Origin of the sequence: Vreelandella zhanjiangensis DSM 21076, assembly GCF_000377665.1 — a bacterium.
GTDB lineage: Bacteria > Pseudomonadota > Gammaproteobacteria > Pseudomonadales > Halomonadaceae > Vreelandella > Vreelandella zhanjiangensis.
Window position 1 is genome coordinate 236,780 of record NZ_KB898649.1, and the last position, 21,298, is coordinate 258,077.

At 57.4% G+C, this 21,298-nt stretch carries 15 protein-coding genes; 5 read left to right on the top strand and 10 right to left on the bottom strand.

Going from position 1 to position 21,298, the window contains the following annotated elements; translation table 11 throughout:
- Window positions 1-9 precede the first annotated feature (9 nt).
- The 10 genes from D467_RS0110130 to D467_RS0110175 form a co-directional block, all read right to left on the bottom strand.
- The gene (locus D467_RS0110130) at window positions 10-3,306 is read right to left on the bottom strand and encodes a T6SS effector BTH_I2691 family protein (RefSeq protein ID WP_018917406.1); all 3,297 of its coding nucleotides are present in this window, start codon (window positions 3,304-3,306) and stop codon (window positions 10-12) included.
- Entirely contained in the window at window positions 3,299-4,273 is a 975-nt protein-coding gene (locus D467_RS0110135) for a DUF4123 domain-containing protein (protein WP_018917407.1), read from the bottom strand. Before D467_RS0110135 ends, D467_RS0110130 begins: the two co-directional genes overlap by 8 nt.
- Window positions 4,274-6,352, bottom strand: coding sequence for a type VI secretion system Vgr family protein (locus D467_RS0110140; protein ID WP_018917408.1), 2,079 nt, complete (start codon window positions 6,350-6,352; stop codon window positions 4,274-4,276). It abuts the gene before it with no gap.
- A 161-nt stretch (window positions 6,353-6,513) separates the two neighbouring features.
- Window positions 6,514-6,945, bottom strand: a complete 432-nt coding sequence (locus D467_RS0110145) for a bifunctional adenosylcobinamide kinase/adenosylcobinamide-phosphate guanylyltransferase (RefSeq protein WP_026285709.1) — start codon at window positions 6,943-6,945, stop codon at window positions 6,514-6,516.
- A complete protein-coding gene (locus tag D467_RS0110150; protein WP_018917410.1) occupies window positions 6,897-7,550 on the bottom strand; it encodes a histidine phosphatase family protein in 654 nt (217 codons plus the stop codon). Before D467_RS0110150 ends, D467_RS0110145 begins: the two co-directional genes overlap by 49 nt.
- A complete protein-coding gene (gene cobS, locus D467_RS0110155) occupies window positions 7,487-8,257 on the bottom strand; it encodes an adenosylcobinamide-GDP ribazoletransferase (protein ID WP_026285710.1) in 771 nt (256 codons plus the stop codon). The genes D467_RS0110150 and cobS overlap by 64 nt, the downstream gene beginning before the upstream one ends.
- The gene (locus D467_RS0110160) at window positions 8,254-8,790 is read right to left on the bottom strand and encodes a bifunctional adenosylcobinamide kinase/adenosylcobinamide-phosphate guanylyltransferase (protein ID WP_018917412.1); all 537 of its coding nucleotides are present in this window, start codon (window positions 8,788-8,790) and stop codon (window positions 8,254-8,256) included. Before D467_RS0110160 ends, cobS begins: the two co-directional genes overlap by 4 nt.
- A gap of 279 nt (window positions 8,791-9,069) precedes the next feature.
- The gene (gene cbiB, locus D467_RS0110165; protein WP_018917413.1) at window positions 9,070-10,032 is read right to left on the bottom strand and encodes an adenosylcobinamide-phosphate synthase CbiB; all 963 of its coding nucleotides are present in this window, start codon (window positions 10,030-10,032) and stop codon (window positions 9,070-9,072) included.
- 5 nt (window positions 10,033-10,037) lie between these two features.
- Entirely contained in the window at window positions 10,038-11,084 is a 1,047-nt protein-coding gene (gene cobT / locus D467_RS0110170) for a nicotinate-nucleotide--dimethylbenzimidazole phosphoribosyltransferase (protein WP_026285712.1), read from the bottom strand.
- Between the two features lie 111 nt (window positions 11,085-11,195).
- Complete coding sequence (locus D467_RS0110175) at window positions 11,196-12,665, bottom strand: efflux transporter outer membrane subunit (RefSeq protein WP_018917415.1); 1,470 nt, start codon at window positions 12,663-12,665, stop codon at window positions 11,196-11,198.
- A 174-nt stretch (window positions 12,666-12,839) separates the two neighbouring features.
- On the opposite strand from D467_RS0110175, the gene D467_RS0110180 reads away from it, so the two are divergent.
- The 5 genes from D467_RS0110180 to D467_RS0110200 all read left to right on the top strand — a co-directional run bounded on the left by D467_RS0110180 (window position 12,840) and on the right by D467_RS0110200 (window position 21,178).
- Window positions 12,840-13,895, top strand: a complete 1,056-nt coding sequence (locus D467_RS0110180; RefSeq protein ID WP_018917416.1) for an efflux RND transporter periplasmic adaptor subunit — start codon at window positions 12,840-12,842, stop codon at window positions 13,893-13,895.
- 9 nt (window positions 13,896-13,904) lie between these two features.
- Window positions 13,905-17,018 carry an efflux RND transporter permease subunit gene (locus D467_RS0110185; protein ID WP_018917417.1) on the top strand — a complete coding sequence of 1,038 codons (3,114 nt, stop codon included), beginning with the start codon at window positions 13,905-13,907 and terminating at the stop codon, window positions 17,016-17,018.
- A 279-nt stretch (window positions 17,019-17,297) separates the two neighbouring features.
- The gene (edd, locus tag D467_RS0110190; protein WP_018917418.1) at window positions 17,298-19,190 is read left to right on the top strand and encodes a phosphogluconate dehydratase; all 1,893 of its coding nucleotides are present in this window, start codon (window positions 17,298-17,300) and stop codon (window positions 19,188-19,190) included.
- Window positions 19,187-20,155 carry a glucokinase gene (glk, locus tag D467_RS0110195; protein ID WP_018917419.1) on the top strand — a complete coding sequence of 323 codons (969 nt, stop codon included), beginning with the start codon at window positions 19,187-19,189 and terminating at the stop codon, window positions 20,153-20,155. Before edd ends, glk begins: the two co-directional genes overlap by 4 nt.
- A gap of 60 nt (window positions 20,156-20,215) precedes the next feature.
- Complete coding sequence (locus tag D467_RS0110200; RefSeq protein ID WP_018917420.1) at window positions 20,216-21,178, top strand: carbohydrate kinase family protein; 963 nt, start codon at window positions 20,216-20,218, stop codon at window positions 21,176-21,178.
- Window positions 21,179-21,298: the final 120 nt, after the last annotated feature.

Here is a 21,298-nt window from a genome sequence, read left to right on the forward strand (position 1 = left end):
TCAGTATCCTTACTCTTCTGGGGTTAGGGGAACCGTCAGGGCAAAGCGGGTAGGCGCGCGGATACCCCGAGTTTCTTCACCATTGGGTTCGATCTCTTTTTTGCCTGCGGAAGCGTCAGGCTTGTAAAAGGTAAAACGTAAGCGGTCTTCTCCGGGTGAGAGCAGCGTCTCGCTGTACTCTACCGTAAGGGTAAAAGACTCACTTTTTTCTTGTTCACTGGCCGGTATCCAGGCCTGCCACACTCGCACATCTTCCGTGTTATATTCTGAGCCGGTAGTGAGCACGGCTCCCTGTTCGCCTGCTTGATGAGGACTGCGCTTGAAGCTATCGCCAGGCGCCCAAAATCCATCTCGGCCGATCTCAGAGATGCTGACGGTATCCCCTGCTAAAGAAGCAGGGAAGGAGATTTGTAACCAGTAGCCATAATAAGTAGTACTCATCTCGCCTGGACTGTTATTAGACGCATGAGACAGATCAAATGTCGTACGGCTTACTTGCGTCAATTTGACAGAAGGTCGTAGCAGCGTTTCCATCAAAGCGCGCCATTCGTTATTCTGGCCCTCATCAGACTCATCCCATTTATATTCTCCTCTTCCCCAAATACTGGTATAGAGCCATAAGCGAACCCCTTCTCGGTGAAAACGGGCAGCAAAATGCGAGGCGACAAGGTGTATGACCCCTGCCGCAAACAGAATACCAGAAACCCATCCGCCCAATATCCATGCGAAAGCATACGATCTAGCCGCAGTGGCACCAACAATTTGAGCAGTGGCTGTAACGGTCATAGCACCGCTTGCAGCCATTTTAAATCCAAGTGCTACGCGCTCACTAGTACTGGTAGCCTCTCCATAATCACTATAGCTACTCCACGTATCCAACCCCGCGGAGATAGCCCCGATAGCTGACAAGCCCGCTACTCGCGTGGCCAATTTGCCCGCGAGGCGTGCCGCTTGATTGTTCCCCTCGCCTAGCCATTTTGTAATACCAGCCTGTGCTACTGCAGTCATACTCTCTGAAAGCAAAAATTGCCGTGTAGCATGCTTGCTCCAAAACGGCATGACCCATAGGCTCATGGTGGCGCCAGCGGCAAAACCAGCGTTAGCCACCAGGTTCCTCGCTTCCGCGGCATCGACACCCTCTACATTGGCGGTACGTGCCGCTTCCTTGAAGTTATAGAGGTTCAATCCGGCAATCAAAAGCGGCATTCCTCCCCCCATCCGCTCAATGAAACCGGCCATATAACGTCGAGCCGCGTTTGCACCATCCGTGAATCTTAAACGCTCGATTGTACGCTGTTCGTATAAGCCAACAGTTGCAAGATTATTCGCGCGAACCTGATTGCCAGACTTATCAAGATCGAGGGAATTGTCTGCAGCAGCGACGCGGTTAGGTTTTTCGAAGGCATGCACGTGGCGTTGTTGCTCTAATCGATTAGCTCGATTGGTATTTTTTTGTTTGTTTGCGTCATTAATCTGTGCAGTTATCCGCCAAGAGGTGTCATACCATTCACGAAGTTTGATCTCGTACTCAAGATCGAGCACCAGTCTTGATGAGGCTAAATCCGGGTGAGTAAGAACGACCATAACAGGATGCCATAGTGCTTTAGCTGTTTTTTCTAACGACACCTGCCCGCCGGCACCCAAGGACGCTAGAAAGTGATAAGAAATACTTTCCCACACTTTTTGCGTAGGCCCTCTTACCCCTTCGCGTAAGGTATCAAAAGCCTCTCGTACATGCGGCGCCAAGGCTTTGTAGATGGCATGATTTTGCACCTGTTCATACTTGAGAATACCGCGGAACGCCTCGGTGCGTTCCGCCACGCTCGAAGCGCTAACTCCATTGTCGGCGGGCTCTCCATCTTCAGTGCCCTGCTCAATAAAGTGTTGTGCTATGGTTTCAAGGGCATCAGTCAGAGCAGGATCAAAATTACCCATTGCGAAGCCAATTAACGAATCACGTGCCTGGTATGTCGTGTTCAGCCACGCCCGGCCGGTCTGCGTTGCCCCAACAGCTTCCATTGCCATACAACCGCATTCATGAATGGCTTGGTTCTGGTTGGCATCAACCGTATCGAAACAGAGTTCTTGAGCAGACAAGGGCAAACGTTCCAACCAGATAGTCAGGTCGGCCAGGCTGTTTTCGATATGAGTTTGCAAACGCTCTAGCTGTGGCTGATGACGATGGATATAGTCAATGGCTTCTTCATAATGCACGTCATCACGCAAGAGGCTTGTAGCGTTCAAAACATCAGGATCAGGCGGTTCAATACCTAATGCTTCTAACTCATCATAAATGTCTATGACTCGCTGCTCACGGCTGTCTGTACTATAAGTCTCACCGGATAAAACCTGCTTCAAATCTTCAGTGAGTTGTCGTGCCCGAGCTGTTTTAGCGGGATCATCTCGGACATCGTCTGGAATATTGTCGTCATCCAGATAATCACAAAGCGTTTGTAAAACGGATGCAATCTGTAGCTTATGCCCATGCTCATCCAGAAACGCTTCCAACTCCATCTCGCGCCCGGCTAGCGCCATGTGCAGGTCATTGACAATTCCCAAGTCATCATCGAGTGCTACGAAAATGGATTCATCGTGGTTAGCGATACCAGCGAGAACGCTGTGCTCCGTAATCTCGGGTTTGACTTCCATATGACGATATACGCTTTCATCCCCGTTAACAGACGGGCTATCCGAGACAGTCTCCTCCCTTTCCACGGTCGAGACCGTCGTACTGGTAAACCCATCCACCGCGCCATCGGGGGTAATGTCCGCCACATGCTCGCCAAGCTGCGCGATCGGGCCGGCATGGGCGGAGAATGATGTGCTGTTACCGGTTGCATTGACCGCCGCATTTAAATTGATGGAGCGCATGATGCGTTGGCGAACATCCGCGTTCTCCAGCACATATTCGCGAATGCGCTCGGTCCACTTCACGGAAGAGTACGCCATGGCGATAGAGATGCCAGTAGAATAGGTGAGATGGGGATCACCATTGAATGTGGCGCCCTCTATGAGGTACTCATCAATACGTGTCTCCCCTTCCTCGCTTACCCAGACGTACAGCCAGCCATCCCGCAACTGCCGTAGCGTGTAATCACGGGTGTCGATCTCGGGATAACCCGGGCCCTGCCACTCTTCGGCAATCGGGTGAGGCGCGGGCGCGCCTGCCTCGGCAGGCGCTTCATCAATGGCATAACGTACGGGAAAAATATCGATGTCGAGTAACAGCGGGCAGACACCGCCTCCCATGGGCGTTTCATCAAAGGCGGCATCGCGCGATTGCGCCTGAGCATCCGTGTTAGCCATGGGCGGCCTCATTATTGATAGGTGGTGTTTGGGTCGCGGCGGTGTGATGGGAAGTAGAGGGAACACTATCCGCGGCGGGCGTGCGGCTCCAACGATCCATGGCATACAGCTGCTCTTGCGCCGAGAGATGGGTGCCGCCAGCGGCGTGCTCTCGCCAGCGGTGGTAAAGCCCATCACTGGCGGTACTAAAGTCATTCCCCCAGTGCAAGCTGAGGTCTACCCAGATAGCCAGCTGGCGGTGCGTATTGGCGCCCCAGGCCTTGGCCTGTGCCAATCGTGCATCCAGCCACTGCCCCCGGTACTGAGCAGGCAGGGCGTGCCAGGCGGTACGTGCATGTTCATTGAAGTAGTCGGTCAGGCGTTCTTTCAGCTGCCAGTGAGCGACTGCCTCCAATGCGTCGTATTGCGCGTGTGCCATGGGTAGAAAATCGGGCGCCTGGGCGCTGTTGGAGACTACACGGGCATTTCCCGAAGACGAATCGTCGCTCCGTTGAAACGCCTGCCATGAGAACGTTCGTTGCTCGCGCCAATTGGGGGACCAGTGGGCGACCCACCAGGTAGTGATCGGCCCCATCAGGGAAGGGAGCAGCGCCCCGGCGTAACTTTCCAACCATAAGCGCGTGACCAGCGGATCAGCAAAACGCAGCAGTTGCTCCTGGCCAGCCGCGCCTTTGAAGGTAATAAATCGGCGAAAATGGCGGCTAAGCTGCCCTGTATCCGCTTGGCTATTGATAAACGAGAGAGCCCGATACAGCGTGTTGTCTTGACTATCATTGGCTTCACTGAGCAAACCTTGTCGCTTGAGTTTGACCACAATGGGGCCATGCTCGGCCAGATCACTCCAGCGGGTAGCGAGGTAAAGCGGCTCGATCTCTTCGACATCGTCACGGCGATACAAGCGTTTCAGGGCATCGGGATACCGCACGCCATCGATCAGTGCGTGCGTCGCGGTAGAGAAAGTCCGCATTTAGCGTTCCCCTTGTTGATCGCTGGGTGCTTCACAAATATCGCAGTAGGCGGGGGCCTTCAGCAGGGCCTTGAGCTGCGCGGCATGATGAATCGGGGTCAACACCGGTGAATGCGCCACCGCCGCCACCCGGTCATGATCCTTGCCCTCCAACACCGGCGGAAGTTTAGGAGGCTGCGCCGCTTGCCCCGTCCCGTTTCCTGGACTACCCCCCGCGTTGATCTTGACCTGAGGCCCCACAATGGTGACCCCGCTGGCGTCAAGTTTCATGAAAGTGCCGCCGACTTTCAGGGTGATCTCGGCACCGGCTTCGATGACTACTTTCATGCCCGCCTTGTGGTGCACTTCCTGCCCGGCTTCGACCAGATGGGCCTGGCCGAGTTTCTGGTGCTGGGTGGTGTCGACGATGTGGTGGTCATTGTTTTTGATATGCGTATGGCGCTTGCCGTGCACCGTTTTATGATCGTCGTTATCGATTTCGCTGATGCGGTCGTTGTGGACCTTGAGGTGGCTATCGCGCTGGATCTCCTCAACACGGTCATTAAGCGTCAGCAGGTCCAGGTCCTTCTGGGCGTGGAGCCAGATCTGCTCTTCACCCGCCTCGTCTTCAAAGCGCAGCTCGTTGAAGCCTTCGGCCTTATGGCTCTGGGTGCGGATGACTGTGCGGGTCTTGTGTTCCGGCAGCGCATACGGCGGCTGGTTGACGGCGTGATAGGTGCGCCCGGTCACCAGCGGCTGGTCCGGGTCACCTTCCAGAAACGATACGATCACTTCGTGGCCGATGCGGGGAATGGCCATGGCCCCGTAGCCACCGCCCGCCCAGTCCTGGGCTACCCGCACCCAGCAGCTGGCGGTTTCATCCGGATCGGCGTAGCGGTCCCAGGGGAACTGCACCTTCACCCGGCCGTGCTCGTCGCAGTGAATCTCTTCACATTCCGGCCCCACCACGAAGGCAACCTGGGGGCCATCCACGCGCGGTTTGGGGTTGGGCGTTGCTCGCCAGGGTATGTCGCCAGGAATGAGCGTGACCTGATTGAAATATCGCGTCATGCCGTTCGCGTCGAAATGGCCGACGCTATCCTCTTCAAGCGCCTGGGGCTGTTCGCCGTGGTGAAGGATCTCGACGGGCTGCCAGTCGCGGTTAAGGCTTTCGGTATCGTGGTCGGTCAGAGTGAAACGCAGCCCCGGCGCGAGTTCCGGCAGGTCGCTTTCTGCCTGGGCAGTGAGCGCTTCACGGCGCAGATGTTCTACACGTATGCGCGTAAACGGCTTACCAGAGGCGTCTTCTTTATAGCGGCCAGGGTAATCGAAATGTTCGTAGTCGCTGCGCTGGCCGTGCTGTTCAACGTCGCGGCCCACGTGTTCGTGCAACTGGGCATAGGCCGGGTTCTTGAAGGTGTAATCTTTCAACGTGGCGGAAGCCGCCGCTACGCGAGCGGTCTGGCGAAGCTTTCGCACATGGCGAATCGGCGCGGTGCCTCCGGCGCGGCTGTGGTAGGTACGCTGCCCTACGTGGCCAAGCAGGCGCGGGTCGTCGGCAAATACCAGCTGATGGGCGCCTTCTTCAAAGGTATGGTAGTAAAACAGCCCTTCTTCCGCCGCCAGGCGCTCGATAAAAGCGAGGTCTGTTTCGCGGTACTGTACGCAGTACTCACGCTCTAATGGCTCGCGGATCACGTTAAAAACCACGTCATTAATGCCCCGTTCACTACACAGGGTATTGATGATGGAGAGTGGGTCCACTTTTTGAAAAATACGTGAGTTCTGGCGTAGCGAAAGGCGCCATAGCGAAGGACTAAGCCTGACAGAGTAGAATGTGCGCCGGTGGCCACGGTCGGCTAGAATAAACTCGCTGATCATGCCGTTTACGTAGCGTAGCGGCTTGCTATCTTGCCAGATAGTGAGTGTGGCGGGTTGGTCAAGTAATTCGGTTGCGCTTAAGCGGCTATCGCGACTGGCAAAATTTAGCCCCAGCTCAAACGGTTGAGAAAGCGCTTCTCGGTAGGCAAAATCGATGACGGCAGCATCATCAACGCCGGGTAGCTTTAAGGTGAATTGTAGGCCAGTGCCATCTGCCATCGCGCCGCTCCTTGGACCGAGACTCAAAAATGAGAAACAATCAGGGTAACGGCATTAGTCTAAAGGGCAACCCATTCACGACACGAAGCGCCAATGTCTTACAAGCAAGTAAGATATTTCTTACAAAAAACTAAAAGATTTGAATTTATAAATACATAGCACTACTTATCTAACGCCTGCACCAAGCCATGGCGCACATACCAAACGTGTTCGGCACGCTCAGCGGCGTCCTGGCAAAACCAGCCGTTCAAATCGCGTAAGCGGCGCTGCTGGCGCTCCATGGGCACTATGCCGCGCCCGACCTCTTTAACGATCATTACCAGGGTAATGTGGTTCGCTTGCGCGGACTGCTGAAGCTCGTTTAGATCATCGCACCATTGCGCGCGCCAATCGTCGCTACCTACATCCGATTCAATGGTCGCCGTTAGCCAACCCAGTACGCCGTGCACTACCAGCGGCGTGCCGGGTAGCATTATGCCTCCACATTCGCGTAACCGCTGGCCGGGTGACAGCCGCCACCATACGGCACTTGGAAAGCGCTTTTTTACAACACTTCGCTTACCGGAACAGGCACCACCGATGAACACTTGCATAGCCACTCTCCTTGCCCATTAACGTCCGGTTGATACGTCAATTCCCAGCGTCGTCCCTGGGCTTGAAGTACGGTACCCTCCCAAAAATCGATGGCTTCAAAACGTCGGCGCAGCTCGCGAATAACCCCACCGTGGGTCACGGCGAGAACTTTGCGATACCCGTTTGCCAGGGCATCCGCTGCCACATCGGCAAGCCATAGATCCAGGCGTTCACGTAACTGTGCCGCTGACTCCCCGCCGGGGATCTGCAGCTCACCTACGCTATCGATCCAGGCGCGATAATGCGGCAGGTCTTTTAACTCGTCGTATACTTTGCCTTCATACTCGCCAAAATGCAGCTCCCGCAAGCGGGGTTCTAAGCTTAACGGTACGCTCGGCTTGGCCGCTTGCACCCACTCAAGGGTTTGCTGGCAGCGATGAAGATCGCTTGAGTAGATCGCATCAAACTGCTCATCGGCCAACCCTGCACGTAGTGCTAAAAGCCCTTCTTCGGCCTCGGGAAAGAGCAGTGGGATATCACGCTGCCCCTGATAGCGGCGCTCTACATTCCAGGCGGTGATGCCATGGCGAACCACCACCAGCTCCACATTAATCCCATCAGCCATAGTTCTACTCCTTCAATCGTAGCGCCCACCATATCACCGTTAATACCCTGAAACAGTTTTACCAGCGCCCACCGGCAGCCGCCCACCAGTACGCCAGTGGCTATCAGCATTGCAATGATGCCTGGGTAAAAAAGCGCCAACACCAACAAAGGCACCAGTGAAAGCCATACGTCACGCACGCCAAGCGATTGTTTCCAGGCCCAAGCCAGCCCTTTCGACTGCGCGCAGGGCGTTAATATCAACAGCGCTGCCCCCCCCCAACGGCCTAGGGCAGGTAAAACGATCAGCCACCAGAGCGGCGCGTTATAGCTCAGCAGCGCCCACAGCAACACGCCCTTCCAGGCTAACAAGAAAAGCAGCGCTAATATGCCGAAGCTGCCAATCTGAGGGTCTTTCATGATTTCCCAGCGGCGCGCCAGCGGCTGGTTGCTGCCCAGCGCGTCGGCTAAATCCATTACCCCGTCAAGGTGTAAGCCACCACTTAAGCCTACCCACAGGCTGAGTAGCGCAAGCGCCGTAATCGGCGCGGGTGCGTTATGCATTAATAGCGCCAGCAACGCCAATAGGCAGCCCAGAAAAAGTCCAACAAGGGGATAGGCACGGATGGCCCAACGGCGGGTTTCAGAGTTCCACGGGCAGGCAATGGGTAGCGGCAACCGGGTTAAAAACTGAAGCGCCAGAACGCACCCGTAAAGCGCACTCTTCAGCATGCGGTTGCCTTGGGCTTCCATTCGATGACACGGCCTGCGACTACTTCAAGGACTGAGTCAGCCTCAGCGGCAAGCCAACAATGCAGCGACTGCAAAAAGGCCACATAGCCCCAGGTTTCCGGGTCACAAGCAGGTAAGCCTTCGTTAATGTCATTGGACACCAGCACCAGCTGTAATCCGCGAGCCCGCGCATCATGCATGCTTTTTGCTAAAAGCATCTTGCCTTGGGATTCGGTTAGCTCACTGGCGTACAGAACCTGGCTTGCCCAGAGCGTCAAGCAGTCCAGCAATACGGCGGCACCGTCAGGTACCTGCGCAATTGCCTGGTCAATGGCCAGCGGTGCCTCAAGCGTGATCCAGCGGGCATCCCGAGCGCATTGATGGCGTGCTGCACGGGCGGCCATTTCAGCGTCATAAATCTCGGCGGTGGCTATGTAGTAGCAGCTACCCCCGCTGGCAGCCTGTTTTACGTGCAGCTCGGCCACCTCGCTTTTTCCGGAGCGTGCACCGCCACTAACAAACACAATCATTCAGCACCGTTAATAGTCAATGGATTAAACCTGTATCACACAGCGCAATACGCACCCGGCCACTGCTTAAACCGGAAACACGATGGGGATGGCGAATAAGCATGCCGTTGCGCAACCGCCGTTCAAAATACGTTACTGGCAAGCCCACGCTTTCGCAAAGCATTATTAGGCTCTGCTCGAAAAAAGTGCACTATAACGCGTCGCCAACAGGTATGAAGAGATTTCGCCGCCTCCCTGCGCTTGTGATACGCGGCGGTTTATCACTCACACACATAATATTCACACTGCATGCATCAGCAATATCCATATCCACATCAGCCCCAGGAACAGCAGCCAAGCCATATGCATTAGCGCAATGGTGATATTAATATGCGTTACGTTAAGCGGCTCTAAAGGTTCGCCGAGCGGCGCGCGGCGCGAGACAATTCCCTGATAGGTGTTAATACCGCCCAGCTGCACGCCCAGTAGCCGAGCCACCATGGCTTCCGGCCAACCGGCATTGGGGCTTGGATGGTGCGGCGCTTCATGGCAGGTAGCACGCAGCGCGCCCCGCCAATGCAGCGGCTTGTTTGTTACTGCAGTCAATACAACGCCACCCACCCAAAGGCAACCCGCCGTTAACCGGGCGGGCAGCCAGTTGGCGATATCGTCTAGCTTGGCCGACGCAAAGCCGAAGTTTTCATAGCGCTCGTTACGATACCCGACCATTGAGTCAAGCGTATTGATCGCCTTATAAGCCAGCGCTAAAGGCGCGCCACCCAGCATGGCAAAAAGCAGCGGTGCGGTGATGCCATCCACCGTGTTTTCTGCCACGGTTTCCACCGTACCGCGGGTAATTTCCGCTTCATCAAGCTTTGCCGTATCGCGCCCCACTATCATGGAAAGCGCCTGGCGTGCGCCTGGCAAATCACCTCGCATAAGCGGTGCTGCAACGGCACGCCCCGCATCCGCCAACCCTTTAATGGCAAGGGTAGTGGTCAGCAGCCAAAGCTCTGCGGCCAACCCAAGCCAGGGATGGATGGCTTTCAACAGCGCAAGCACTGCCCAGCTTATTCCCAATACGCTCATCACCACCGTCGCGGTGAGCAGAAAGCCCCGCCGCTTTCGCTGGATGGGCGTGCCCTGGTTCCAGCGCTTTTCCAAAAAGCTGATCATGCGGCCGATGACAACAACGGGATGCGGTAAAGAGCGTGGGTCGCCTATGAGTAAATCCAAGCCAATGGCGAGCGTGATAAGCAGCATAAGGGTCACGGCGCTTTGTCCGCGATACCTGCTGAGGTGAACGTCGCCATCTCAGCCATCATGGCGGTGGCGGCCTGAAGCAACGGGAATGCCAGCGCGGCGCCACTGCCCTCGCCCAGGCGCATGCCCAAAGCAAGCAGCGGGGTTGCTTCAAGCGCGCCTAACGCCACCCCGTGGCCCGGCTCTTCTGAACGATGGCCGAACACCAGATAGCCACGCACCGCAGGGCAAAGACGGCAAGCAGTGAGTGCCGCCACCGTGGCAATAAAGCCATCCACCACGGCAGGTAGGCGGTACGCGGCAGCGGCCAGGTAAGCGCCCGCCATGGCGGCAATTTCAAGCCCGCCCAACGCGGCCAATACGCTTAACGGCTCATCAGCTAGGTATACGCGCGCTGCTAATGCGCGCTGAATGACATCGACTTTATGCGTTTGCTGCTGGCTATCAAGCCCCGTGCCCGCACCCACTACCTGCGCGACCGGCGTGCCGGTGAAGGCCGCCAGCATGGCGCTGCTGGCAGTGGTATTGGCAATGCCCATTTCGCCTACAATCACACTGCGACAGCCGACTTTTTGCGCACGCGTTACGGCATTAATGCCCACCTCAATCGCAGCCTCGGCTTGCTCGGGAAGCATGGCGTTTTCGATCGCGATATTTCCCGAGGCGCGGCGTATCTTATCAACGACCACACCAGGGGCCTCAACGTCGCTGACCACCCCCACATCCACCACTTCCAAGTGCGCATTGATCTGGCGCGCAAACACATTGATGGCTGCCCCACCATTGGCGAAGTTAGCCACCATTTGCGCCGTAACGGCTTGAGGAAATGCGGAGACGCCTTCAGCGGCGACTCCATGGTCAGCGGCAAATACAATCACGGCGGGTGGTGTTATAGAAGGCGCAAGCTCACCGCTGATTTCGCTAAGCTGAATAGCCAATTGCTCCAGCATCCCCAAGCTTCCCGGTGGTTTGGTAAGCGTGTCCAGATAAGCCCGCGCCCTGTCGCCAGCAGCGCAATCGACAGGTTGTATCTGGGCAATAAGGGAATGCATGGCAGGCTCCAGGGCAGGATAAAGGTCAACCGCGACGAAAGGCGCAAATAGTATCAAAACTTGCGCCATGGCGGGTGGCTCTTTCACTGAGGCAAGCCATGCGAGGGGCGGTTAGATCGTCTCTTCTCCGGCGGTTGAGGTGCTTTCCTTCCAGCCCCCACCCAGCGCCTTGAACAGCGTGGCCACGGCGGTCAGGCGCTCGCTTTGCACCTCGGCGCGGTCAAGCTTGGCTGAGAGCAGCGAGCGTTCGGCATCCAGACGTTCGAGCATGCTGGTCTGGCCCTGGTCATGCATCAGCACCGCCAGATCACGGGCGCGCGAGACCGCGGCAAGCTGCGCGTCCACCGCATCGACACGCTGATCGGTCAGCTCGAAATTGTTCAACGCATCGCGCACTTCGTTAAAAGCGGTGAGTACGGTCAGCCGGTACTGGGCATCGGCTTGCTCCACTTGGGATCGCGCAATCTCCACATTGGCGCGGCTGCGGCCGAAATCCAGAAGCGGGCCGACAATCGATGCCCCGAGGCCCCAGGCGCGTGCGTTGTCGGTGAACAGGTCGCTGGTATCGGCGGCCACGCTGGCAATGGAGGCGTTGAGGTTGATCGAGGGAAGCCGGGCGGCTTCAGCCACGCCCACCCCGGCATTGGCAGCGATCAGCGTGGCTTCGGCGGAGCGAATGTCCGGACGGCGCTGAATCAGTTCCGAGGGCAGAAGGCGCGGTAGCCGCTGGGGTTCGGCAATTTCCACCAGATGCGTATCGCCGTAATCGAGCTCGCTCATCAGTTCACGTGGGGTGAGCCCCACCAGAATCGCCAGCGCCCCTTTCAGGGTTTCCACCTGCTGTTTCACTTGGGGAAGCTCGGTACGCACGCCTCGCCACTCGGCCTCGGCCTGACGAAAAGCAAGCTCGCTGATATCGCCCACGTCATAACGCAGCTTCTGCAGGCGGTAGGTTTCTTCGTAGGTGGCTTCGGTCTGCTCCAGAATATCCTGCTGGTACTGGGCGCTCTTGAGGTCAAAATAGGTGGTGACCACATCGGCAATCACCCCGATTTCGGCGGCGTCCCGGGCAAACAGACTTTCGCTGAACGTGGCCAGCGCCGCTTCGCGCTGACGGGCAAGCCGCCCCCATAGGTCAAACTCGTACTCAAGGCTTCCTGCCAGAGAAAACTGATTACTGGTCGAGGTGATCAGATCCTGCACCGGCTCGATGTCGATCGGAATGGAGGCACCGGGCGTGCGCTCGCGGTTGGCCTCCAGCTGATACCCCACGCTTGGGAACAGTTCGGCATCGGCAAAGCCGAGCTGGGCGCGCGCCTCCTGAATTCGCGCCAGCTGAACGGCAAGCTCCAGATTATCCTGGGTGGCGCGCTCCACAAGCGCGGTGAGCGCCGGGTCATCGAATTGGCGCCACCAGTTGCGCCAATCCATGCGCTCGGTTTGGCTAAGCTCGATATGCTCAGGCCAGGTTTCAGGTAGCTCGAGTTCTGGCGCCTGGTAGTCCGGCCCCACCGCACAGCCACTGAGAAGTAGCGCCAGCGCGATGCCCGTCCAACGGCTTCTTGTGCATCCCTTCTTCATTAATTCTCCTTGCTTTTTATTGGCTTACCTGTGCGCCTTTATTGATTTCGCTTAAGTGTTACTCTCAATTAAAAATTTAAACGACTGTTCGCCTTTTTTCAGCCAACAACTATAGTAGGTGGCTGACGTAATAACACCATTGGGACATGTTAACCGCTTGCAGGGAGGCAGCGCATGAAGCCGGTTTTTTTAGGGATCTTTTTACTTATTGCACCGTTGATAATGGCCGGCTGCGGTGACGACGAAGAGCAGCAAGAGCGCCCCGCACAGGTAGTCAAGCTAGTAGAGGCAAGCCAGCAAGCGGTTTACCCTGGACGCCGTTTCGTGGGCCGGGTCGATGCCCGAAGCACGGTAAACTACGCCTTTCAGGTCGGCGGACGGATCACCGAGTTTCCCGCCGTACAGGGGGCGGTAATACCCCAGGGTGAGCTGATCGCCCAATTGGACCAGACCGACTACGCACTACAGGTGCGCGCCGCTGAAGCCGAGTATGAGCAGGCCCGGCGCAACCTGAACCGCCAGCGTAACCTACGCGCTCAGGGGGCGGTTTCCCAGGCAGCGCTCGATGCCGCCATTGCCGAGGCCGAGCGCGCCGAAACCCAGCTCGACAGCGCTCGCCAGGAACTCGCCTACACCACACTTCACGCCCCGTTTGATGCGCTGATCGCTCGTCGTCTGGTCGAGAAATACACCACTGTCCCACCCAACACCGAAGTCGTGCGCATTCAGGATGTTTCAGAACTGCGCATTCGCTTCAATGTGCCCCAGGCATTGATGCAGCACCTGGAGAACGGCCGACACTTCAGCGCCGAGGCGGAGATTGCCACCCTCCCGGGCCAACGCATTCCGCTTGAGTACCGCGAGCACGTCACCGAGCCCGATGACGTTGCCCAGACGTTCGAGGTCGAGTTCGCCCCGGTGGGTAATGGCATTATTGCCCTGCCCGGCACTACCGCCACGGTCTACATCCAACCGGAAGCACAGATCGATAGCCCTTTGATCACCCTGCCCAGCAGCGCCCTGGATAACGACGCAGACGGCGAGTTTCGGGTATGGGTGTTTGATCCAGACGAAGGCACGGTGGCACCGCAGCGCGTCAGCGTGGGCGAGATGGTCGACGACCAGGTAATGATTACCGCAGGCCTTGAGGCTGGCTCAAGAGTGGTGGCCACCGGCGTTCATCTGCTGCGCGATGGCATGCAGGTCAAACCGCTCGACGCCGCGCTTTAAGGGGGCCGCATGGATATTGCAAAACGTTCGATCGAGAAACCGATCAATACGTGGCTGATTGTGGTGATCTGCCTGCTGGGCGGCATCTGGGGATTCAATACCGTTGGCAAGCTTGAAGACCCCTCCTTTACCATTCCTTACGCCATCATTAATACCCCCTACCCTGGCGCAACCGCCGAAGAGGTAGAAGAAGAGGTTACCGAGCGCTTGGAGCGCGCGATTCAAGAGATGGAGCAGCTCGACGTGCTCGACTCCAAATCGCTGCCGGGCCGCTCGGAGATTCAGGTCGAGATCCAGGACAATTACGGCAGCGACCAACTGCCGCAGATCTGGGACGAGCTACGCAGCAAGGTCAACGATGCCCAGTCTGACTTGCCTCAGGGGGCCCTTGCATCTCAGGTGAACGACGACTTTGGCGAGGTATACGGACTGTTTTACGCCGTCACGGCCGAAGGATTCTCCGCCCGGGAAGTACGCGATATCTCGACCTTTCTTCAGCGCGAAATACTGGCCGTACCGGGAGTAGCCCGGGTGACCACCGCCGGCGAGCGCGAAGAGAGCATCTACATCGATATCTCCAATGAGCGGCTGACGACGCTGGGCATTCCCATCGATCAGGTCATCAACACCATCCAGACCGAGAACGCCGTGGAAGATGCCGGCACGCTCAGAACGGGCGATCGACAGGTGCGCCTGGTGGCGCGTTCCAATATCGATAGCACGACGCTTCTGGAATCCATCCGCATCGGCCGCCCCGGCACCACTGAGCAGGTCGCGCTTGCCGATATCGCGACGATTTACCGTCAGCCGTCCGATATTCCCGACCACATCATGCACTATAACGGCGAGCCCGCCTTTACTCTGGGCATCGCCGGTATCGCCACTGAAAACATCATCGAAATCGGCGAGGCGGTTGAAGCACGCATGGAGCAGCTGCAAAGCAGGATTCCTCTGGGCGTGGAGCTGCATCCGCTTTACGAGCAGCACAACGTGGTCAACGACGCCATCAACGACTTTCTGATCAACTTGGCCATGTCGGTGACCATCGTGATCGCGGTGTTGTGTCTGGTCATGGGCTGGAAGGTCGGCGTAGTGGTCGGCAGTACGCTGCTGCTGACCGTGCTGGGCACGCTGTTTGTCATGGGTATTTTCAATATCGAGATGGAGCGCATATCGCTGGGCGCGCTGATTATCGCCATGGGCATGCTGGTGGATAACTCCATCGTGGTGGCCGAAGGCATGGTCACCAATATCAAGCGCGGCATGAAGGCCAAGCGCGCGGCAAGCGCTGCCGCCAAACGTACTCAGATACCGCTATTGGGCGCCACGCTGATCGGCATCATGGCCTTCGCCGGCATTGGCCTCTCAAGCGATGTGACCGGGGAGTTCATGTTCTCCCTGTTTATCGTCATTCTCGTTTCATTAATGCTGAGCTGGCTGCTGGCACTGACCGTGACCCCACTGTTTGGCTACTTTCTGCTGCGCAAGAAAGGTGAAGAGGAAGACGAAGAGCAAGAGCAAGAGCAAGGCGAGGAAAGCAGCGAACAGCGCGACGAAGACAACGAAGACCGCGGCTACGGCGGGATTGTCTATCGCACCTACCGGATGCTGCTGCTAGCGGCGCTTAAACTGCGCATTATCACCGTGACGGCCCTGGTGGTACTCACCGGGGTGTGCATGTGGGCATTCACATTGGTGCCGCAGTCGTTCTTTCCAGACTCCAGTACGCCGCTTTTCTTCATCAATTACGAGTTGCCCCAGGGCACGGATATCCGCGCGACGATTCGTGATGTTGGCGAGATCGAGGCATATATTCTCGAACACGAGGATGTGGTGTCCGTGGCAAGCTTCGTGGGCCGGGGGGCGACGCGCTTCATGCTTACCTACTCCCCGGAGCAGCCCAATACCGGCTACGCGCAGTTCATCATTCGCACCAACGAGCTTGATGCCATCGATGCGCTCGACCGGGAGTTCTACAAGGAACTCAACGAGCGCTATCCCAACGCCCAGGTACGCACTCAGCGGCTACAGTTTGGCCCCGGCGACGGCGCGGATATCGAAGCACGCTTTCAAGGCCCCTCGGCCGAGGTGTTGCGTGAGCTGGGTAACGAGGCCCGCCGGCGCATGGCGGCCAACCCGCTGTTGATCGATGAACGTATCGACTGGCGCCAGCAGGAGTTGGTCGTGGCGCCGATCATCAACGAGCAGCGCGCGCGGATTGCCGGCGTTACCCGCGAAGATATCGCCCAGACACTGCAGTTCGCCTCCTCCGGCATTCGCGCGGGCACCTACCGCGAAGGCGAGCACTTGATTCCGATCATCGCACGCGCCCCCCAGGCCGAGCGTGATGATGTGGCGCTTTTACGCGACCGCCAGATCTACAGCGAGGCACAGCAGCAGTTCGTGCCGATCACCCAGGTGGTCGACGATTTTGAAATACGCGCAGAGGAAGCGCTGATTGAGCGGCGCAACCGCGTGCGAACCCTGACAGTCGGCGCCGAGCCCGACAAGGGCTATACCGCCGCCCAGGCATTTGATGCCGTGCGCTCGGAAATCGAGGCTATCGAACTGCCGCCCGGCTATACGCTTGAGTGGGGTGGCGAGCACGAGAACTCGGGCGATGCCCAGGCGTCGTTGGGCGAGCAGCTTCCGGTGAGCTTTTTGATCATGGTACTTACCTCGATTCTGCTGTTTGGCAAGCTTAGGCAGCCGTTGATCGTATGGCTGGTGGTGCCCATGTCAGTGTGCGGGGTGGTGATTGGGCTTTTAATCACCGGCCTGCCCTTCTCATTTACCGCATTGCTCGGCATGCTGAGCCTTTCGGGCATGCTGATGAAAAACGCCATCGTCCTGGTGGACGAGATTGATGAACAGATACGCTCTGGCACCGCGCGCTTTACCGCTCTGGTGGATGCCAGCATCAGCCGTTTGAGGCCGGTCTTTCTGGCCGCGGGCACGACGATACTGGGCATGATTCCGCTTTTATGGGATGCATTCTTCAACAGCATGGCCGTAACCATCATGGGCGGTTTGCTGTTTGCCTCTATATTGACCTTGATTGCCGTTCCCACGTTTTATGCAATGTTCTTCAAGATCAAACGCGACGAAGTGGAGAGCCGATAGCCTTACGGGGCGGCATTGCCTGAGAGAGCACCGGCATACGCTATACTAGGTTTCATTCAGAGGCCTACGCTGGGCTAACCACGTGAAGTGCACTGCACGTGGTTAGCTTTTATTGAGCAAGACGTTTTTTTACCAACCGTTTTTATCAACCGCTTCTATCAACATAGAGTAATAAAACTACGCAATTGGTTCTGTTACGCTTTTAAAACTCTTAATTTCGCGTATTAGTATGTAAAATAACTACACAAATCGTGCAGTTTCTATCATGCAGAGGTCCTTATGCCGAGCCCAACACCTGCTACGTTAAATACCACCGTCGCCGAGGTTACTCAACGTATACGCGAGCGTTCCCGGCAGCGGCGTGCGCTTTACGAAGCGCATATGGCCGACCAGCATAAGCAAGGCGTGCACCGTGGTGAGCTTTCCTGCGGAAACCTGGCGCACGGCTTTGCCGGTTGTGACGTACCTACCGATAAAGGCCGCCTCAAGTTAACCAATAGCGCCAACGTGGGCATCGTATCGTCGTATAACGATATGCTGTCAGCCCATCGGCCCTTTGAAGATTACCCCGCGGTTATTAAAGAAGCCGCACGTGGCATGGGTTCAACCGCCCAGTTTGCCGGCGGCGTGCCCGCCATGTGCGACGGCGTGACCCAGGGCCAGCCCGGCATGGAGCTATCGCTTTTCTCCCGCGATGTGATTGCCATGGCAACAGCCGTCGCGCTTTCCCACAACATGTTCGATGCGACGCTGTATCTGGGGATCTGCGACAAGATCGTGCCTGGGCTATTTATTGGTGCCGCGCGCTTTGGCCATCTACCGGCCATCTTTGTGCCTGGCGGGCCGATGACGACCGGCCTGCCCAACGATGAAAAAGCCCGGGTGCGCCAGCTCTATGCGGAAGGCAAGGTTGGCCGTGACGAACTGCTGGAAGCCGAATCCCAGTCGTACCACAGCCCTGGCACCTGCACCTTCTATGGCACCGCCAACTCCAACCAGCTGATGATGGAAATGATGGGCCTGCACCTGCCCGGCGCGTCGTTTGTTAACCCCGGCACACCTTTGCGTGAAGCACTCACCCGCTACGCCACCGAGCAGGCGATTCGCAATACCGAGCAGAGCGGCAACTATCGCCCGTTCTACAAGCAGATCGACGAACGTGCCATCGTCAATGCCATGGTCGGCCTGCTGGCCTCCGGCGGCTCTACCAACCATACGTTGCACCTGGTCGCCATGGCGGCGGCGGCGGGTATTACCATCAACTGGGATGACTTCACCGAGCTTTCAGCGGTAGTGCCCAGCATGACGCGTATCTACCCCAACGGCCAGGCGGATGTGAACCACTTCCAGGCGGCCGGCGGCATGAGCCTGCTGATTCGCGAGCTGCTTCAAGCCGGGCTTATGCATGGCGACATCCCCACGGTGTTTGGCACCGACATGAGCGCCTACACCCAGGAGCCTTTCCTTGAAGACGGCAAGCTCACCTGGCGCGAAGGGCCTGAATCAAGCCTTGATTCAGAGGTACTCCGCCCGGTCAGCAATCCCTTCTCACCCACCGGCGGGCTTACCGTACTGGACGGCAACCTGGGTCGGGGCGTGATCAAGATTTCCGCCGTCAAGCAGGCCCACCGCATTGTGGAAGCGCCGGTTCAGCTATTTGATGACCAAAACCAGGTCAAAGCGGCGTTTGAATCCGGCCAGCTGGATCGCGATGTGATCGTCGTGGTGCGCTTCCAGGGCCCTAAAGCCAACGGCATGCCCGAACTTCACAAGCTCACGCCGTTTCTGGGCGTGTTGCAGGACAAGGGCTTTAAAGTTGCCCTGGTCACCGATGGCCGTATGTCGGGCGCATCGGGCAAAGTGCCTGCGGCCATTCATGTAACGCCGGAGGCGGTTGATCGCGGGCCATTATCCAAGCTTCAGGATGGCGATATCGTGCGCCTGGATGCCGAAACCGGCGAGCTGAACGTGCTGGTGGATGCCGCCACGTTCAATGCCCGCCCCTGTGCACAGGTCAATCTTGAACACAGTCACTTCGGCATGGGCCGTGAACTATTTGGCGGCTTCCGCCACCTGGCGACCAAAGCCGAAGAAGGGGCTGGTGTGTTTGGCGGCTTCGAAGCCGAAGTGCTGTCGCGCGAGCTTGAAAAAATCGAGCAGGAGGACCAATGAGCCGACCCGCTCTCATTGGCGATATCGGGGGAACTAACGCTCGTTTCGCGTTAGTAACCCCGGGGCAAACGGCCCCCCAGCAGATTATCAATTTGCCCTGCGCCGACTATCCCGGCGTGGTCGAAGCCGTTCAAGACTACTTGACCCAGGTGGGCGCTACAGGCAATAACGCGCCCACCGAAGCCTGTTTGGCGTTTGCCTGCCCGGTACACGCCGAGCAGGTCAAAATGACCAACAACCACTGGCAGTTTTTAAAAAGCGAGGTTCAGCAGGCGCTGAACCTGTCACTTTTTAAGGTCATTAATGACTTTACTGCACAGGCGCTCGGCATTCCCCACGTGCCGGATCAGGATCTGGTGGAAGTAAAGGCCGGCACCACCCAAGCGCATGCCTCGCGTTTGGTGATCGGCCCGGGTACAGGATTGGGGGTCGCGGGCGTATTTCCTGGGCTGCACGCCTGGATCCCGCTACCTACGGAAGGCGGCCACGTGACGTTTGCGCCCACCGACACCTACGAGCGTAAGCTGCTTGATGAGCTGCACAAGCACTATTCACGCGTAAGTGTAGAACGCATGCTGTGCGGCCAGGGAATCGTGGATCTTTATGCCGCGCACTGTGCCCTTGATGGCGTAGCGTCAGGTTTTACCACCGCGGCCGAAGTCACTCAGGCCGCCAACCAAGGTGATGAAATCGCTTGCCGGACACTGCTGCGGTTTCTAAAAATCCTGGGCGATGTATGCGGCGACGCAACGCTGACCATGGGCGCGCGCGGCGGGGTTTATCTATGTGGCGGCATCATTCCCCGCCTGCTGGACTGGCTGCCGAAAAGCGAACTCTGCAGCGCGTTTATCAATAAAGGCCGCATGGGTTCCTATAACGTTGATATCCCCATATGGGTCGTCACCGCTCCCTGGACCGGTTTATTGGGCGCGGCTGAAGCGCTGCACAACGAAGAAGTGTTTTAACACCCAGGCCAACACCTAAAATCAAACGTCTAATAACTAATATAACAACAAGGAACGCCCATGATTTCTGTGATTACCTTTGGCGAAGCGCTCGTCGATATGCTCTCTAGCCGCCTGGGGGATACACACGATCATCAGGAAACCTTCACCCCCTACGCTGGCGGCGCACCCGCTAATGTGGCGGTTGCCTGTGCTCGTCTGGGAGTACCCAGCCGCTTTTTAGGCATGGTGGGCGATGACACGTTTGGCCACTTTCTGATTCGCGAACTGGATGGTCACGGCGTCAATACCCACGGCGTTGTGCTGACCAAAGCAGCCCGTACGGCGCTCGCCTTTGTCTCACGTGATGCTCAGGGCGAGCGCACCTTTGATTTCTACCGCCCACCGGCTGCCGACCTGCTCTACCGCCTTCATCATTTGCCCCAAGGGATATTTGAAAAACCGGCCATTGTTCACCTATGCAGCAATAGCCTCACCGACCCAGAAATTGCCGAAACCACTCTTGCTCTGGCAAAAATGGCCAAGCAGTCGGGCTGCCTGGTTAGCGTGGATGCCAACCTGCGGCATAACTTATGGGCAGATGCCGCGGCCGATACGGGCTTGGTGACCCAGCTTTTAGACACTGCAGAGCTGCTTAAGGTATCTCTTGAGGAGCTTGACTACCTGCGCGGCGAGCAGACTCAGGATGCGTGGCTGGCTCAGCGCCTGGATGCTGGCGTAAAGGTCATTCTTATTACTGACGGCCCGAATGACGTTGTGCTCAAAAGCGCCGCCCTCGAACAGCGCATTGCGCCGCCCAGCGTACAGGCCGTCGATACGACAGCGGGTGGCGACGCCTTTATTGGCGGCCTGCTGGCAGAGCTCTCCCGGTATGGAATTGCACACGGCTGGCATGAAGATCATGCCTTCCTAAACGCGGCGGTGGCGTTAGCCTGCCGCTGCGGCGCGCACGCCGTTACCCGCCCGGGCGCCTATGCCGCCTTGCCTACCCAAAAAGATATTGACGCACTGCGGGCGCTTTAAAGCGCCCTGTCTAGACCGACCGTCCATAACAGCTGTTCATAACAACTGTTCATAACACCGGTTCATCTTAACTGTTCCTAACCACTTGCAGCTCTTTGCATACCAACTTTCGTCTGCTTG